The 16,919-nt window shown below is 34.9% G+C and carries 11 protein-coding genes, 3 tRNA genes and 4 pseudogenes; 7 read left to right on the top strand and 11 right to left on the bottom strand.

The window, feature by feature from the left end:
- Nucleotides 1–229 precede the first annotated feature (229 nt).
- Nucleotides 230–2,742: pseudogene (nirB, locus tag ACQ9BO_RS21055) on the bottom strand (nitrite reductase large subunit NirB).
- 268 nt (nucleotides 2,743–3,010) lie between these two features.
- On the opposite strand from nirB, the gene ACQ9BO_RS21050 reads away from it, so the two are divergent.
- Nucleotides 3,011–3,784 carry an META domain-containing protein gene (locus tag ACQ9BO_RS21050; RefSeq protein ID WP_431242331.1) on the top strand — a complete coding sequence of 258 codons (774 nt, stop codon included), beginning with the start codon at nucleotides 3,011–3,013 and terminating at the stop codon, nucleotides 3,782–3,784.
- A 129-nt stretch (nucleotides 3,785–3,913) separates the two neighbouring features.
- Here the strand turns inward: ACQ9BO_RS21050 and ACQ9BO_RS21045 are convergent.
- The 3 genes and pseudogenes from ACQ9BO_RS21045 to ACQ9BO_RS21035 all read right to left on the bottom strand — a co-directional run bounded on the left by ACQ9BO_RS21045 (nucleotide 3,914) and on the right by ACQ9BO_RS21035 (nucleotide 7,477).
- Nucleotides 3,914–5,199, bottom strand: a pseudogene (locus ACQ9BO_RS21045) (DUF2130 domain-containing protein).
- 301 nt (nucleotides 5,200–5,500) lie between these two features.
- Nucleotides 5,501–6,475: an integrase core domain-containing protein gene (locus ACQ9BO_RS21040; protein WP_431241922.1), complete on the bottom strand. Its 975-nt coding sequence runs from the start codon at nucleotides 6,473–6,475 to the stop codon at nucleotides 5,501–5,503.
- A gap of 120 nt (nucleotides 6,476–6,595) precedes the next feature.
- Entirely contained in the window at nucleotides 6,596–7,477 is an 882-nt protein-coding gene (locus ACQ9BO_RS21035) for a LysR family transcriptional regulator (protein WP_431242330.1), read from the bottom strand.
- Nucleotides 7,478–7,836: 359 nt separating this feature from the next.
- Here ACQ9BO_RS21035 and ACQ9BO_RS21030 point away from each other — a divergent pair, with 359 nt between their 5' ends.
- Nucleotides 7,837–8,544: a class I SAM-dependent methyltransferase gene (locus ACQ9BO_RS21030; RefSeq protein WP_431242329.1), complete on the top strand. Its 708-nt coding sequence runs from the start codon at nucleotides 7,837–7,839 to the stop codon at nucleotides 8,542–8,544.
- A gap of 96 nt (nucleotides 8,545–8,640) precedes the next feature.
- Here the strand turns inward: ACQ9BO_RS21030 and ACQ9BO_RS21025 are convergent, their stop codons facing one another.
- The 4 genes from ACQ9BO_RS21025 to ACQ9BO_RS21010 form a co-directional block, all read right to left on the bottom strand.
- On the bottom strand, nucleotides 8,641–9,099 hold the full coding sequence (locus tag ACQ9BO_RS21025) for a DUF3291 domain-containing protein (protein WP_431242328.1): 459 nt from the start codon (nucleotides 9,097–9,099) through the stop codon (nucleotides 8,641–8,643).
- Between the two features lie 158 nt (nucleotides 9,100–9,257).
- Nucleotides 9,258–9,473 carry a putative quinol monooxygenase gene (locus tag ACQ9BO_RS21020; RefSeq protein ID WP_431242327.1) on the bottom strand — a complete coding sequence of 72 codons (216 nt, stop codon included), beginning with the start codon at nucleotides 9,471–9,473 and terminating at the stop codon, nucleotides 9,258–9,260.
- Nucleotides 9,474–9,537: 64 nt separating this feature from the next.
- A complete protein-coding gene (locus ACQ9BO_RS21015) occupies nucleotides 9,538–10,143 on the bottom strand; it encodes an NAD(P)H-dependent oxidoreductase (RefSeq protein WP_431242326.1) in 606 nt (201 codons plus the stop codon).
- 419 nt (nucleotides 10,144–10,562) lie between these two features.
- Nucleotides 10,563–11,549, bottom strand: a complete 987-nt coding sequence (locus ACQ9BO_RS21010) for an aldo/keto reductase (RefSeq protein WP_431242325.1) — start codon at nucleotides 11,547–11,549, stop codon at nucleotides 10,563–10,565.
- Between the two features lie 119 nt (nucleotides 11,550–11,668).
- Here ACQ9BO_RS21010 and ACQ9BO_RS21005 point away from each other — a divergent pair, with 119 nt between their 5' ends.
- Nucleotides 11,669–12,514, top strand: coding sequence for an AraC family transcriptional regulator (locus ACQ9BO_RS21005; protein ID WP_431242324.1), 846 nt, complete (start codon nucleotides 11,669–11,671; stop codon nucleotides 12,512–12,514).
- 134 nt (nucleotides 12,515–12,648) lie between these two features.
- Here ACQ9BO_RS21005 and ACQ9BO_RS21000 read toward each other — a convergent pair.
- Both ACQ9BO_RS21000 and ACQ9BO_RS20995 read right to left on the bottom strand, forming a co-directional pair.
- Nucleotides 12,649–13,409, bottom strand: a pseudogene (locus ACQ9BO_RS21000) (NlpC/P60 family protein).
- A gap of 70 nt (nucleotides 13,410–13,479) precedes the next feature.
- Nucleotides 13,480–14,659: pseudogene (locus ACQ9BO_RS20995) on the bottom strand (acetyl-CoA C-acyltransferase).
- A 239-nt stretch (nucleotides 14,660–14,898) separates the two neighbouring features.
- On the opposite strand from ACQ9BO_RS20995, the gene ACQ9BO_RS20990 reads away from it, so the two are divergent.
- The 4 genes from ACQ9BO_RS20990 to ACQ9BO_RS20975 all read left to right on the top strand — a co-directional run bounded on the left by ACQ9BO_RS20990 (nucleotide 14,899) and on the right by ACQ9BO_RS20975 (nucleotide 16,097).
- Nucleotides 14,899–14,982: transfer RNA gene (locus ACQ9BO_RS20990), tRNA-Ser, on the top strand.
- Nucleotides 14,983–14,996: 14 nt separating this feature from the next.
- Nucleotides 14,997–15,071 (top strand) — tRNA-Pro (locus ACQ9BO_RS20985).
- Between the two features lie 30 nt (nucleotides 15,072–15,101).
- Nucleotides 15,102–15,175, top strand: a tRNA-Arg gene (locus ACQ9BO_RS20980).
- A 130-nt stretch (nucleotides 15,176–15,305) separates the two neighbouring features.
- Complete coding sequence (locus ACQ9BO_RS20975) at nucleotides 15,306–16,097, top strand: Fic family protein (RefSeq protein ID WP_431242323.1); 792 nt, start codon at nucleotides 15,306–15,308, stop codon at nucleotides 16,095–16,097.
- A gap of 19 nt (nucleotides 16,098–16,116) precedes the next feature.
- Here ACQ9BO_RS20975 and ACQ9BO_RS20970 read toward each other — a convergent pair whose 3' ends face one another.
- Nucleotides 16,117–16,893 (bottom strand): ThuA domain-containing protein, encoded by a 777-nt coding sequence (locus ACQ9BO_RS20970; RefSeq protein WP_431242322.1) that lies wholly within the window; start codon nucleotides 16,891–16,893, stop codon nucleotides 16,117–16,119.
- Nucleotides 16,894–16,919 lie beyond the last annotated feature (26 nt).

Here is a 16,919-nt window from a genome sequence, read left to right as displayed (position 1 = left end):
TTTTTGTTTTGATTTCCTGTTTCTTAGCCCTCCTTTTACAATCAAGAGAGATTTGATGGCGCAGTAAAAAAGAGGGCAAGAAGGACAGCAAACGTTTGTGATTTTTTTCTTTTTTTTGGAGCTTGGTGTTTTGCCACTAAGGCGCAAAGGCGCTAAGTTTTTTTAAGTTTTTTTAAGTTTTTGTAATTTGACTTTGCGACTTTGCGTCTTTGCGAGATTAAAATATTTTTTACGACCAGGCTTTTGGCATTTTTTGATCTCTTAATGGAACAAAAACAGCATTGTCGTCTTTTTCGTCTGAGTTTATGAAGTGATTGAAACGTTTTAATAATCTTGGTTTTTCCAGCACTTGTTTCCACTCGCATTCGAAAGTGTTTACCAAAGTCTGCATTTCGGCTTCAAGCGTTTCACAGATTCCTAAACTGTCTTCGATGATTACTTGTTTTAAATAGTCTAAACCACCGTCTAGTTTTTCTAACCAAGTTGATGTTCTAATCAGTGGGCCAGCGGTACGGATGTAATACATTAAGAATCTGTCCATGTATTTGATAACGGTTTCTTTGTCGATTTTCTCCGCTAATAAAACCGCATGTTTCGGATTGGCACCACCATTTCCTGCGATGTATAAATTCCATCCGCCTTCAACAGCGATTAGTCCGAAATCTTTTCCGCGGGCTTCGGCGCATTCGCGAATGCAGGCAGAAACACCACCTTTTAGTTTATGTGGAGAACGAATTCCTTTATATCTATTTTCAAGTTCGATGGCAAATCCGGCGCTGTCATCCATTCCGTAACGGCACCAAGCATTTCCGACACAGCTTTTTACGGCACGAAGTGATTTTCCGTAAGCGTGACCGCTTTCAAAACCATTGTCTATTAAGATTTTCCAGATTTTTGGCAAATCACTTAAATGTGCTCCAAATAAATCTACTCTTTGCGCTCCAGTGATTTTGGTGTACAAATCGAATTGTTTTGCCACTTCGCCAATTACGATTAGTTTTTCGGCAGTAATTTCGCCTCCTGCAACTCTTGGAACAACAGAATAAGTTCCGTTTCGTTGAATATTCGCTAAAAATCTGTCGTTTGTATCTTGAGTCGTTACGTGTTTGTTTGCGGTATCATTGTAAATGCTTGAGAAAATAGAAGCTACAACAGGTTTGCAGACTTCACAACCGTCGCCTTTTCCATGATGATCTAAAACATCGTAGAAATTCTCGTATTTGTTGATTTTTACCAAATCGAATAATTCCTGACGTGTGTAGCTGAAATGCTCGCAGATCACTTCTTTCACTTCTTTTCCTAAAGATTTCTGCGTTGCTTTTACCAAGTCAGAAACCATTGGTTTACAGCCTCCACAACCTGAAGTTGCTTTGGTTGCTTTCACAACATCTGAAAGTGAAGCACAGCTTTCGTCTAAAATTTTACAGCAAATTGCTCCCTTGGTAACATTTTCGCAAGAACAAATTACGGCTGTATCCGGCAAATCCATTACGCTTCCTAGAGAAGAACCTTCAGATCCATCACGAGAACCTAAAATTAGATCTTCTGGATTTTTAGGCAATGTCATTTCGTTGATGTAAATCTGGAAAAGCGAATTGTAATCGCTGGAATCTCCGACTAAAATTCCGCCCAAAAGCGTTTTAGAATCTTTGGTAACATTGATTCTTTTATAGATACCGCTTAATTTATTTTCATAAATAATTGCAGTTACATTTTCATTTTCAATAAAAGGATCACCAAAACTTGCTACTTCAACACCAATTAATTTCAATTGTGTTGACATATCGATGGTTTCTCTCATGGTTTTGTCCCCATTTAAGATTTGCTCAGCGGCAACATCAGCCATTTCATAACCTGGCGCAACAAGTCCGTAAATGTTATGATTGTAAAGTGCGGCTTCACCAATAGCAAAAATGCAAGGATCAGATGTTCGCATTTGATTGTTTACCACAATTCCTCCTCTTACGCCAACTTCTAGTCCAGAAATTCTAGCCAGTTCGTCGCGAGGTTTGATTCCCGCAGATATAACCAGCATATCGACTTTTAGTAATTCGTCGTTGGCAAACATCATTCCTGTTATGCTTTCCTTTCCGTCAATATATTGTGTTGCTTTGTTAAGATGAATTCCAATATTTAATTCTTCAATTTTAGACTGAAGCATATCGCTTGCGCCTTGATCCAATTGTCTCGGCATCAAACGAGGTGCAAATTCCACCACATGCGGATTCAATCCTAAATCTCTAACCGCTTTTGCCGCTTCTAAACCTAATAAACCTCCGCCTAAAACTGCGGCTTCTGTAGCGCCTTTGATTTTTATTTTTTGGCGTAAGCCATAATAGCATCTAGATCTTCGATAGTTCTATATACAAAAACACCTTCTTTTTCTACGCCTTCAATAGGAGGTACAAAAGCAGATGAACCTGTCGCTAAAACTAAGTAGTCGTACGTATGCGTTTTGCCTAAGTGTGTATGTATTGTTTTTATATCACGATTAATATCTGTAATCAGCTCCGATGTGTTTAGAATAATATTGTTTTCTGCGTACCATTCGGTTGTTGATAATGATAAGTCATCAGCCGTTTTTCCTCCAAAGTATTCGCTTAAGTGAACGCGATCGTAAGCTCGTCTCGGTTCTTCTCCAAATACTGTGATTTGATACTTTTCTTGTCCTGATTTTGCAACAAACTTTTCGCAAAATTTATAACCAACCATGCCGTTTCCAACTACTATTACTCTAATCATGATTTCTTTAATTAAGTATTACTACGCAAATATAAGTATTTATACTTATAAAAATACGTAAAATAAATATTTTTTAAGTAGTGGATATGTTTTAAGTACTAAGTATTTTGTCTTAATCTTATACGTAGTACGGGTTTTGAATGTTTTTTTGATTACTTAGTTTTTTTAAATTTGAAAGGATTCTAAATAAGCGTTTGAAAAAAATGTCGTAAATTCATAAGAATTTTACACGTGTTTTTCTGAAAGAACATTTTTAAACTAAAATCTCATGAAAAAAATACTTTTAATATTGTTGTTATTCATTTTAGTAATGGGTTGTAAAACGACAGCAAACAAAGAATCTGCTGGAATAACTTCAGCAACTTCTACAGAAGAAGATTTAAAATATTATTTTAAAGGAACTGGAAATGAACCGTTTTGGGGAGTCAATATAGGAAATGAGGAGATTGTCTTTACATCTTTAATTCCAGGAAAAGAAAAAATCACTTTTCCTGCCGTTGATGCGATTAGAGCTATGGATGCTAATGTGAAAATGTACCGAGTAAGTAATGAAACGACTTCGGCAACAATTACAATTCAACAGTTGGATTGCCAAGATTCTATGTCTGGAGCGATTTCGCCTTATAGTGTAAAAGTAGAAATCAAAAATAATTCGGAATTAGAAATGAAAAAACTGAGCGGATGCGGTAAATATATCACCGATTATCGTCTTCATGATATTTGGGTTTTGGAAGAATTAAACGGTTATAAAGTTTTTGCAACCGATTTTCAGAAAGAAATGCCTCGAATTGAAATCAATTCGAGCGAAAATAGATTTTCGGGTTATGGAGGCTGTAACGCCATCAGCGGTTCTATTTTTTATGAAAAAGATTTGTTGCGTTTTACAAAAGTAATTTCAACGCTTATGGCTTGTCCGCAAGGGAATAAAGAAGGAGAATTTACTAAAGCCTTGCAGAGTACAACTACTTATTCTATTGGAAATAATCAATTGATTTTGTCAAATCCTTCGGGGAAATTGGCTGTTTTTAAGAAAGTCGATTGATTTTTTTATTTCTCTCGCAGATTTTGCAGATTAAGCAGAAAAAATCTATTTAATCTGTAAAATCTGTGGCAGTAAAAATATCTGCTCAATCTGCAAAATCTGCGAGAGCTTTTATTTTTTTAATTAAAATTACTCAAACAATTCTTTAGGTTCTTCGTCTTCAGGTTCTTCTTCAATAAAATCCAATTCCAAAGCTTTCACGCTTTGAACCGCATTTCCGGCAATGCCGCTGAATCGAACCGTACATGCCTAACGTATTATGAACCACTTTTTCGATTTGTTTTTCTCGCTGTTTCCAGATTCTCTGCATCGCTCTTTTTCCGATTCCAGATCATTTTGCATTTGTGTAAAACCTTCTACAATACCTTCAATCTGTAAACGGAATTCATTGCTAGTCAAGAAATCATATAACATCGACATTTTATCGCCTTTGTTTTCCTGCGCCTGAACGGCTTGATTAATCTGAATAAGCGACTGACGTAAAACCGCACTCAAACCTTTAAATTCTTCATACGTACAAATCCAGATTCCGTCGCGCATGCCCATTCGATCCATTCCCGATGGCATAACTTCGGTTACTAAAACCCCTATATTGGCTCTTTTGGTTCTAATATCATTTTTGAATTTCTCAATCCAAGACGGCTGAAACGCTTTGGTTCTTTTACTTTCATAATAAATAGAACCACAATTTTGATGTTCTCTTGTGTTTACCACTTGAAGACAGTCGGCACCGTTAGCTCCTTTTTTAATTTCGTCAATACTGTCGAGAGGGAAGTTGTTGGCAAGCCATTCTTCAATCGCCAATTCCATTACTTCGCCTTGCAATTGCATCGAACCTTGTTCCTGCTTGCGTTTCATTTCTTCCGTCAGCTTTTTTTGTTCTTCCAGCTGTTTCTGAAGTTCTTTGAATTTTAACTCGTTTTTATCGTCTTCTTGTTTTCTGATTTTTTCACGTTCCAAAGCCAATTGCGCGTTTAACTGCTTTTCGGCTTCGGCCTGAATCGCTTCTTTCATTTCCAGTTTTTCGCGCTGAAGTTTGGCGATTTCACCTTCCATTTTATTTAATTCTCTGATTTTTTCTGATTTTTCAGAGAGTTCTTTTTCCATTAAAAGCAAACGATCTTTGTTCTCTTCTTCGAGTTTGGCTTTTAGCTTTTCAGAAATTTCTTTTTCAGCTGTTTTTTCTCGCGTTCCAAACGTTCAGCAAAAAGTTCGTTTTCTTGTTTCTTTTTGGCTTCAAATTCGGCTTTGGCTTTTTCGAATTGCTCATTTTTAAGCTCTAATTCACGGTTTTGAATATTGGCTTTTTGTTGGAATTCTTTACGAATACTATCTTCCAATTGATGTTTTAATACATCATTTACATCGATAGGAGTTCCGCAGTTTGGACACTGAATTGAAGATTGCTCGGCCATTTTATATTGAGATTTTATTGTAGAATTTGAATTTGCTAAGATATTTAAAAGTTCTCTTTTTCTGATGTGGATTTCTGTACTAAATTGTAACGAATTTTTGTTATGGCCACGAAGGCGCTAAGGCGCTAAGTTTTTTATTTCACGCAGATTTTATAAGATTTAGGCAGATTCTGCAGATGTTTCTCATAAAGTTTGTCATTTCGACGAAGGAGAAATCTTAGCAAGTAGCTCCGTTGCTATAAGCCAATCTTTGTAGAGCTTTTCGTGGAGATTTCTCCTTCGTCGAAATTGTAAAAGTCACTTATTTCGGTAACGGATTTATCATTTCAATTGGCTTTTTTCCATCGATTCCCTGATGTGGTCTTTCGTGATTATAATAATATAAATATTGTAATAATTCTTCTTTTAGCTCTTCTTGAGAATCAAAATCCGTGTCTCTTAATAAATCGTCTTCCAGAGTTCTCCAAAACCGCTCTACTTTACCATTTGTCTGTGGACGGTAAGGTTTTGTATATCGGTGCACGATTCCTAATTCCATCAGCATTCTTTCAAATGGATGGTTATTTTTGACTTTGCTTGTTTTAGGTCCAAATTCAGCTCCATTATCAGATAATATCTCTTCAAATTTTATTTCATAATGACTGCTTAGGATGTTTAAGCATTTTAATGACGCAAACATCACTGTTAAACTGGTAATGTCTGGAACTAATTCTGCCCAGGCAATCCGGCTGTAATCATCAATTACACAGACTAAATAGAGTTTTTTATTTTCTCCACGAATTATGCTTTTACTTAAATAATGACAATCAATATGACCCAGCTGTCCCATTCTTTCCTTGATTATTTTCTGATGATTCTTTTTAATCTTCGGAGTTAATCTATTTATTTTATGCCTTTTTAAAATATTATAAACTCCAGAATATGATGGTGCATGTTTTCCTAATTTGGGATTTAAGATACTAACAATTTCATATTTGTTGTTTCCTTTTTCTCTTAATTCGATTACTTTTTGTTCTATAAAAGGCAAAGGACGTCGGGTTTTATATTTTGGACCTCGCTTTTGAGGCAATAGATCCTGAGATTTCCCACTCTGTTTATAGCGATTATAATACTTTAAGAAACTTTTTCTGCACGTGTCATTTGCTGTGTAAAAATCCATCGCCTTTTTATAAAGTGGATGAGTTTTGTTTTTCACCTGCTCATATTCTTTTATCAAGAAACGATATTTCTCTAAATAGTTCCTCTCTAATGTACAATCTTGACTATTATTTCTCATCGTAACAAAATTTATTAAATTTAAATTTTGTTACCGAAATATCTAACCTTTACAGAAATGACAAAAATGAGAGAAATTCTTTTAATCATTATAATCTGTGGCAGAAAAAGACTTTGCGTCTTAGCGTCTTTGTGGCAATAAAAACGCAACAGCAGATCGAGTGATTTCAGATTCATCTTCTCTCGAAGTAATAATTGAAACATCGGTTTTTAAATTGACTTTTTTTAATTCGATAAATCCGAGTTCAGGATCTTGATTATTTCTTGCAATGTTAGAAGGAACAATCGAAATACCTAATCCATTCTTTACTAATTGTACAATTGAATTAATGTTGTTAGCTTCATGAATGATCTTCGGCGTAAAGCCATAAAAGGCACACAATTCCAGCAAAACTTCATGATAATGAGGTGCGTAATCTTTGTTAAAGAAAACGAATGTTTCGTCTTTCAATTTTAAAATATCATTTTCCGATTTTATCTGAAGTGATTTTTTATTGTAGACCAACGAAAATCCATCTTGAAACCATAAATCGGATTTTATTTTAGGCGACTGAATTGGCGAACGGATAATTCCCATTTCGATTTTTCCTTGCTCCAAAGCATTGATTTGCTTGGTGGTTGAAATTTCAAAAAGTTTGAAATTTACGTACGGAAACTGTGTTTTTAGATGTTTGATTAAATCGGAAATCACGCCAGAATAAATGGAACTGATATAAGCGATTCTGAATTCGCCCGAAACGTTCTCTGCAATCTTTTTTGTTTTTAATGAAATGCGTTCCAGATTCTGAAAAAGGTCTTTTACTTCTTTTTCGAAATATTTTCCAGCTTCAGTCAATTCGACTTTTTTATTATTTCTGATGAAAAGTTTGGCTTGAAGTTCTTCTTCTAATTCTGCTATTTGCCGGCTCAGCGGAGGTTGTGAAATAAAAAGTTTTTCTGATGCTTTGGTAAAGTGTAGTTCTTCGGCTACAGCTAGAAAATATTTTAGGTGACGTAATTCCATGATACTTTTAAAGTATTATTAATTGATAAAAATAGTATTTTTAAAGTATTTATGAAAGAGGTAGTTTTGATAAAAAAATAATTCTCTCGCAGATTGAGCAGATAAAGCAGATTATTAATTTTTAGATAAATCATCTTAATCATAATAATATCCCAATCATATAATAGCAAAAAGATTAGCTCAATCTGCTTAATCTGCGAGAGATTAAAGAAAAAGAAAAAAGTTTCTCGCAGATTTAGCAGATTTAAACTGATCGAAGCAAATTTTTTTATTTGCATAAAGAGTAAAAAGAAAATCATTTTTAAATCTGCTTTAATCTCTTTTAAATCTGCGTGAAAAATTTAAAAAAACAAAAGACCATGAAAAAATCAACTATTCAAGAAATTAAAGAAAGATTTGACAATGATGTCGAACGCTTTTCAAATTTAGAAACAGGACAAGTTGCTACAATAGACGCGACTATTTCTTTGGAATTAATAACTGAAGCTTCAAAACGCATTGTTCCAAATGCTAAGAATGTATTGGATGTGGGCTGTGGAGCAGGAAATTATACTTTAAAAATGTTGTCAAAAGTGCCAGATTTAAATTGCACTTTAGTCGATTTGAGTTTGCCAATGTTAAATCGTGCTTTTGAGAGGGTTTCAGAAGAGACTAATGGAAAAGTCGAGATCAAACAAGGAGATATTCGTGAAGTAGATTTAGAAGAAAACAGTTTTGATATTATCTTGGCTGGTGCCGTTTTGCATCATTTAAGAGATGATGGCGATTGGGAAACTATTTTTATAAAGTTGTTTAAATTATTGAAATCGGGAGGCTGTTTAATGATTTCGGATTTAATCACGCAAGACACAGAATTATTGAACGAATATACCTGGCGGCGTTATGGAGAATATTTGGAAGGAATAGGAGGGGCGGAGTATCGTCAGAAAGTTTTAGATTATATTGAAAAAGAAGATTCGCCTAGATCGATGAATTACCAATTGGATTTGATGAAAAAAGTTGGTTTTTCAAAAGTTGAAATTTTGCATAAAAATATGTGTTTTGGCGCTTTTGGAGGAATTAAATAATTGTTTTTGCCACGAATTTCACGAATTTTCACAAATTAATTTTTTAGTTTAGAAAAGAAAAATTGGTAAAATTAGTGTAATTCGTGGCGAAAAAAACTATGCGTTAACGGGCATCTGGTATTTGTTTCTTAAATCGAAAACAAGTTCTGATGGCCCGTTTTTTTGAAGATAATCTAATTTTTCTACTGCTTCTTCTAGAGTAGGAATATGTCCTTTTGGAATCCACCACATGGCGGTGTGGGCTTTTCCGAATTTTTGAAACCATTCTTTTCTACGTCTTAAAAAGTCACTGTGAAATGTTTTGTACATATAATGTTCCAATGTTTCTATATTTTCCCAAACGGAAACATTGATGATAATTTGTTCATCATTGTACGGATTAAGACTTGTAGCATTGTCAGTTTCGTCTTTTAAGCGCCAAACAAAACCTTCGCTTTCTTCAGCTAAAGTATTTACAGCATCTAAATTATCTACAAATTCTTTCATGATCGGATCGTTGATGTCGACGCCTTTCATTTTGGCAATATTAATTTCGGCAAGATGGTATTTGCTCATAAAATATATGTTTCTGAATTTTAGGCAATTTAGCTTTTTTCTGAATAATTTTATAGCCACGAATTCATGAATTTATTTTTAAAATCTATGCGCAAAGCATTTAAAATAATTCGTGACTCGAGCGATAGCGAACAGGCGAAGCAATTCGTGGCTAACTCTTATAAAATTTGTGCTGTTTTGTAAACCTGAATAGGGGCAGAAACAAAATTTTCGCTTTTGCTGATAAAATCTTGTAAATGGGATTGATTGTTATGGATATCAAGGCCTTCTTGGTCTTTCCATTCTTCCCAGATTATAAAAACGTTTTCAGAATGGTGAAGATCATAGCGTATACAGGCTACTTCTTTTCGGGTTTCGGTTACCAGATTATTCAATAAACTTTGAAGTTGTTGAATGTTCTCTTTTTACTTTTAATGATGGCAGTGATAGATATCATAATTATAAAGTTTTAAAGGTTTCTTCTAAGTGTTTGGTATACTGTTCTTTAAAGGTAAGGATATTTTCTGTTGTAGCGCCTTTCTCAACATCATGAAAATGAAAACCGTCTAGTTTTTCCATTCCGGTGAATTTGTTCATTTTGTGAAAGCCAAACATTACGCCGTCATCTACAGAAGTTTCTTCGAAGAATTCTCCTGGAAGTGTAAAAGCAGTTGCAGGAGCATTCCAGCTTGTGGTAAGCATGTATTTTCTTCCGTGTAAAAGTCCGCCCGTTCCATAGTTGATATCTGGATTTACACGGCTTCTTCCATCGCTTTTGTAGATTCCGTTGTTGTGTCCTTGCGTAAAAACATCGTCGATGTATTTTTTGAAAAGATTCGGGATTTGAAACCACCAAACCGGTGTATGATAAATGATCAAATCTGCCCAAACGAATTTTTCAACTTCTTCCTGAAGATCGATTTTGTTTTCGATATGCGTTGTTTTGATTTCGTAATTTGTGTTTTTTGAAAGAAATTCAACTGTCCAGTCCTGAACTGTTTGATTGAATTTTCCCCCTGAATGAGCGAATTTTTGTCCGCCGTTAATTATAAATATCTTTTTCATTTTAATTATTGTTTCTTTTGAAAACGGATGTGTGAGGGATAGTAGTGGAAATCCTTTTGTGCCGGGGTTCGGCACAAAAGATTGCAACGGATAGCCCGACCCAGAGGGACACACCCAAATTGTTCTTATTTAATTTTTTGAGATTTTTTTAAACACATAGAAACATAGATTTTTCTTTCGTTAAAAGGGAATTGAAAGAAACTAGTTTCTAACACATAGATTTTCAAGGTTTGTCATTCCGAGGAACGAGGAATCTTCGCAAGTAACTCCGCATAGTGAGTTGCCAATCTTTGTAGAGTTTCTCGCGGAGATTCCTCGTTCCTCGGAATGACAAGATTGCGTAAACTATGTGCATTTATGCAAGTGAAACGCCTTTGACGATCACTAAGGACTATGTTTCTATGTGTTTAAAAAGAGAATTATTTTATTTTTGAAATTGCCTGATTAATAAATTCCAATTCAGAAGCTGATAAATCGAAATCCATTGTTTTGGCGTTTGAAATAGCTTGTTCTGCATTTCTTGCGCCTGCTAAAACTATTGAAATTCCTTTTTGTAATGTTGTCCAGCGCAAAACTAATTGCGAAATCGAAATGTGTTTTGTATTTGCCAAAGAACTTAATTCTTCGATTAAAGTTTTTACTTTTTGAAGATCAAATTGCCCGAAATAACCATTTCTGTGATCGTTTTCTTTTAGTTTGCTGTCTGTGAAGTATTTTCCTGTCAATAAACCTCTTTCCATCGGGCTGTAAGCAATAATTCCGATGTTTTCTGCAACTGTAAACGGAATCAAATCGGTTTCAATTTTACGATTTAACATGCTGTATGCAACCTGATTCGAAGCGATTTGAACTGTTTTTTGCGCTTCTTGAATTTGTGGAATACTATAATTGCTTACACCAAAAGCTCTGATTTTTCCTTGTTGGATAAGAGTATCAACAGCTTCCATAGTTTCAGAAATTGGAGTTGTGGAATCTGGCCAGTGAATTTGCAGTAAATCAATATAGTCTGTTTGAAGGCGTTTTAAGCTTTCTTCAACTTCTTTAATTACGTTTGTTTTTGAAGAATATTTGTAAATCGGAACTTTTTTGCCGTTATCGTCGGCATCAAAAAAGAAATCGCCTTTTCCGTTGTTGCTTCCGTCCCAAATCAAACCAAATTTAGTAAGTAATTGAATATTTGAACGATCTTGGCCCTTAATTGCTTCACCAATCATTTCTTCGCTTAGACCGAAACCATAAAAAGGAGCGGTATCGATTGTAGTAACACCGTGGTCGATTGATGCGTGAACTGAAGCGATTGAATCTGCTTTTTCATTTCCGCCCCACATATTTCCTCCAATGGCAAATGCGCCGTATGTAATAGTTGATAATTGAAGTTCTGAATTGCCTAATTTTCTATATTCCATAATGTTGTATTTTTAAATCTTAAATTTTACTTGGCAAAATTATACCATTTTTAAGAGTGTAAACTTGTATATATTTGTCTTTTTTATGTAAATTTGCAACTTCAAATAATTTAAGGGTCATGAAAAAAGAAAATTTATACGAACCGTTTACCGTTTCTTTTGAAACTTTAGATGAATATCCGGATGTTGGAGATCGTCATAATTTCTTTGAATTGGTTTACATTTTAAATGGAACAGGAAGGCAATGCATCAACAAAAATATTTTTGAGTATGATGCCGGACATATGTTTTTATTAACTCCGGAGGATTGTCACAATTTTACGATTGAGACCAAAACGAAGTTTTTCTTTTTAAGATTTAATGATATTTATTTGAAGAATTCCAGTTTGCAGAATGAAAATATTCAGCGATTGGAATATATTTTACAGAATGCGAATCATCAGCCGGGTTGTATTTTAAAAAACGACGCCGATAAATGTTTGGTGAAGGTGATGGTGGAAGCTATTTGTCGTGAACATCAGGATAAAGATGTTTACAATCAGGAATTGATTCAGCAATTGGTAAATACACTTATTATTATTGTTGCCAGAAATATTGCTAAATATTTGCCGGAACAGGTAAATGTGGGAACTGAAGCTAAAGCAATGGATATTTTGCAATATATCCAGACCAATATTTATTATCCAGAGAAAATAAAAGCAGAATCCATTAGTGATTATTTCGGAATTTCGAATACGTATTTAGGACGCTATTTTAAAAAACATGCCGATGAAACGATGCAACAATATATCAGCAATTACAAAACGAAACTGATTGAACATCGTTTGCAATTCAGCGACAAACGCATCAATGAAATTGCTTATGAATTTGGTTTTACAGATGAAAGCCACTTTAATAAGTTCTTCAAGAAACAAAAGGGAAATAGTCCTTCTGAGTTTAGAAAGTCGATTCGATTGAGTGCTTAAGCCTTTTTTGCCACGAATTCACGAATTTACGCTAATTTTTAGGCTTTTTTATTTCACAGAAAGTACTAAAAAATAAAAAATCCGTGTAAATCCGCGTTTTCGCAAAGCGAATCTGTTTTATCCGCGTACTTTAATCAGATAATTTTTTTGATAACACGAAGCTTATGAGTGTGCTTGTTTATTTCAGGATTATAAATTCCGGTATGATCTAAACGGTCAATACGAACTTTTCCACTTGCGTGAATGATGTAATTATTTTCCATTATGATTCCGACATGGATGATGTTTCCCTCATCATTGTCAAAAAAGCTAAATCCCCCGGCTCACATTCTTCAATAAAACTCAAAGATTCTCCTTCTAACGCTTGTTGAGAAGCATCACGGTGAATTTTGTAGCCATTTAGTTTGTAAACCATTTGTGTAAAGCCAGAACAATCGATGCCAAAAGGTGTTTTTCCGCCCCAAAGATAAGGCGCGTTCAAATACATAAAGGCAGTGCTTATTATGGCGCTTTTTGGTTTTATACCGCTGGTTTTGGTTCCTTCGAAATCAAAATTTGAAATATTGATTTCGTTGTTATTTAAAAATGATAAAGAAGCTCCAAGCGGAATAGGAAGCAATAAATTATTTGGTGCCGTGATATAATCAATTAAATCGGCATTCAAGATTATGGCTTCTTTGCTTAATTGGTCAAATTGTTCTTTTGAAATTACCTGATATTGTTTTGAATCGACCCAGCCTTCGTAGTCGTCAAATTGAATTCTTATTTTAGCCCACTGATTATGGCGTTCTAAAATTTCGATATGTTCTCCAAATAAAAGCTGTGTAGTGATTTCGCTTCTGTCGCTTGGTTCAGCTCTAACAGGTACTATGGCAAGATTGCAAATTCCGAACATTTATGGTAATTTATAAGTTGAAAAATTAGGAGTTAAAAGTAATTAATAACTCCTAATTTTAAGTATTATTTTAAGCCTTTTCAATAACAATTGCAGATGCTCCTCCGCCACCATTACATATTGCGGCGGCTCCAATTTTAGCATTGTTTTGTTCTAAAACATTTAATAAAGTTACGATGATACGCGCGCCAGAGGCTCCAAGAGGATGCCCTAAAGAAACAGCGCCACCGTTTACGTTTACTTTGTCGTTATCAAGATTTAAGATTTTAGCATTGGCTAAACCAACTACAGAGAAAGCTTCATTGAATTCAAAGAAATCAACATCTGAAATTGAAATCCCAGCTTTGTTTAGAGCTTTTGGTAATGCTTTTGCCGGACTTGTTGTAAACCATTTTGGCTCTTGTGCGAGCATCTGCGTAGCCTTTTATATATGCTAGAGGTTTTAAGCCTAAAGCATTTGCTTTTTCTTCAGACATTAAAACTAAAGCAACTGCTCCATCGTTGATTGTTGAAGCGTTTGCGGCAGTTACAGTTCCGTCTTTTGTAAAAACAGGACTTAAAGATGGAATTTTGTCTAATTTAACATTAGTGTATTCCTCGTCTTTTGAAAAAATAATTGGTTCGCCACGTCTTTGCGGCACTTCAACAGGAACAATTTCGTTGTCAAATTTTCCAGCATCCCAAGCTTTAGCGCTTCTTTCATAAGATTGAATTGCGAATGCGTCTTGCTCTTCACGGCTGATGTTGTATTCAGTCGCACACAAATCAGCGCAAACTCCCATTGCGTTGTTGTCATAAGCATCTGTCAAACCATCTTTTTGCATTCCGTCCAACATAGTTGCTGGACCAAATTTGTTTCCAGCACGCATTTGCACATAATGTGGAATCAAACTCATGCTTTCCATTCCGCCAGCTACTACAATTTCAGCGTCTCCACATGCAATTGCTTGCGCCGCAAACATCACAGCTTTCATTCCAGAAGCACAAACTTTGTTTACTGTTGTTGCGGCAACTTCTTCAGATAAACCAGCAAAAAGCGCCGCTTGACGCGCTGGAGCTTGCCCAACGCCTGCCTGAATTACATTGCCCATAAAAACTTCATCAACTAATTTTGGGTCTAGGTTAATTTTTTGAAGGGCGCCTTTTATAGCGGCAGCGCCTAATTTTGGTGCAGGTACGGTAGATAACCCTCCCATGAAACTTCCGATAGGTGTTCTAACGGCAGAAACGATAACAACTCTTTTGTTCATTTTCTGTGTATAATAGTTAATAAAGCAAATTTACTCTTTATTTGAATAAATTCAAATTTTACCTTGCATAGGGCAGATTTTAAATTTAAGGTCAAATTTATGTTAATTCTATTTGTTTGATTGTGAAGAGGTTTTGAAAAAAGATGAAAAAAAACTAAAAAAACTCAAAAAAATAGTTGTGAGATATGGAATGTTGTTATACATTTGCACTCGCAAAACGGAAGCAATTCCTTGAGCAAGGAGAGGTGCCAGAGCGGTAATGGAGCAGATTGCTAATCTGTCGACGGGTAACCGTCGCCAGGGTTCGAGTCCCTGTCTCTCCGCTTAAATTTTGCCTCGGGGTGTAGCGTAGCCCGGTTATCGCGCCTGCTTTGGGAGCAGGAGGCCGCAGGTTCGAATCCTGCCACCCCGACAAAACTTTGCCATAAGTTTAAAAAGAAATGGACGCATAGCTCAGCTGGATAGAGCACCTGCCTTCTAAGCAGGCGGTCGAAGGTTCGAATCCTTCTGCGTTCACTTGTGAAACCCGCTTTTTAGCGGGTTTTCTTGTTTTTATACATTCATAGTTGATTTCTTGTTTACGATTTTTATGTATTTATAAATTTAGAATCGTATTTTTATAATCAATTATTCTAAATTCTATAAAATGGAATCTTTGGTAGCAAAATTTAATAGTTTAAGAATTACTGATGTATTGCATTACGAGAAATTTAATCTGATTTCAATAAGCCACCATTCTACAAAAATCGAAGGATCAACTTTGACAGAATTAGAGGCGCAAATTTTATTAGATGACGGTTTAACACCAAAAGGGAAGCCACTTAATGATACTTTGATGGTTACCGATCATTTTAAAGCCCTTCATTTCATTATTGAAAAAGCAAGAAATAAAACAGCTGTCACTACTGAATTAATTAATGAGATTAATGCTTATGTGATGAAAAATACTGGAGGGATTTATAATACTATTCTAGGCGAAGTTGATGCAAGTAAAGGAATGTTTCGAAAAGGAAATGTTACAGCGGGAATTTCTTATTTTCCTAATTATGATAAAGTTGAAAGATTGACAAATGAACTAGTAGTTTTTATCAATAAAAAAATGAAAGATGATTTGTCAATTGACGAAAAATTGTATTTGTCATTTGACGCACATTTTAATCTCGTTAGTATTCACCCATTTTACGATGGTAATGGACGGACTTCTCGTCTGCTTATGAACTATATCCAGGCGTTTTATGATCTTCCACTAGGAATTGTTAACAGTGAAGACAAACAAGAGTATATTCAAGCTTTAATTGACACAAGAAACGAGGATAATATTCAAATTTTTAGAGATTTTATGAAAAAACAGTATGAACAATATTTGTTGAATGAAATCAAAAAGTTTGAGGATGGTTTTTCCTCCAAATCAAATAAGGGATTTAGTTTTCTTTTTTGATACAATGTAAAGAAAATCTTCAGTTTCTCTTCATGACCCAAAAAATTGCATTCTTAAGAAGAGTAGTATAAGCTTCATTTTCGAATAATTCAGGAGAATGTCCCATGAAAATATAAATATTTCGTGATGCAAAATGATTATTGGTCCAAACAACAGGATGATCGCCCATTTTTATTTTTGAATCGGGATCATAAGTCGATTCGTCAACTGATGCCAATATATGAACATTCTGCCTTGGGCTTTTGTCGTAAATATACCATTCTTCTTTTTTGATTAGAAAATCAGTTGGAATTCCTTTTGTGACAGGATGTGATTTGTCTTCAATAGTTACTTTTCCATTCGCGAAATCCGGAATGTAATTGACAAATTTTATGCCGCCCATAAAATCGGAAAACCATTTCCACATTGGATAGCCGTCAAATTCGCCAAGCAAAGTGGCATGATGCAAACCCACCCAGCCACCTTTTCCACTATTCATATATTTTTGAAACGCCTGCATCGATTCTTCGCTCCAAGTGTAAGGCGGGTAATCAAGTTGTATAAAAACTTGATATTGTTTTAAAAGCTTCTCATTTATCGTTTTTGTGTTTTCAATATAATCAATTGTAAAACTGCCGCCAATTGCTAGTTTGTTCAGCCAAGGTTTTGCGGCTTTGGTATAAGCCAAATGATGACCGCCATTTTCATATAAAACCAAGGCCTTGAATCTTGTTTTTTTTGATTTTTGAGCGCCGCAATTTGTCTGAAATAAAAAAGTTGTCAGAAATAAAGTGATGATTATAATTGAATTTTTCATTTAGTCTAGATGTTATGATTTGCTGA

Origin of the sequence: Flavobacterium sp. P21, assembly GCF_050632225.1 — a bacterium.
Taxonomy (GTDB): Bacteria; Bacteroidota; Bacteroidia; order Flavobacteriales; family Flavobacteriaceae; genus Flavobacterium.
This window is presented reverse-complemented; position numbering and strand designations above follow the sequence as displayed.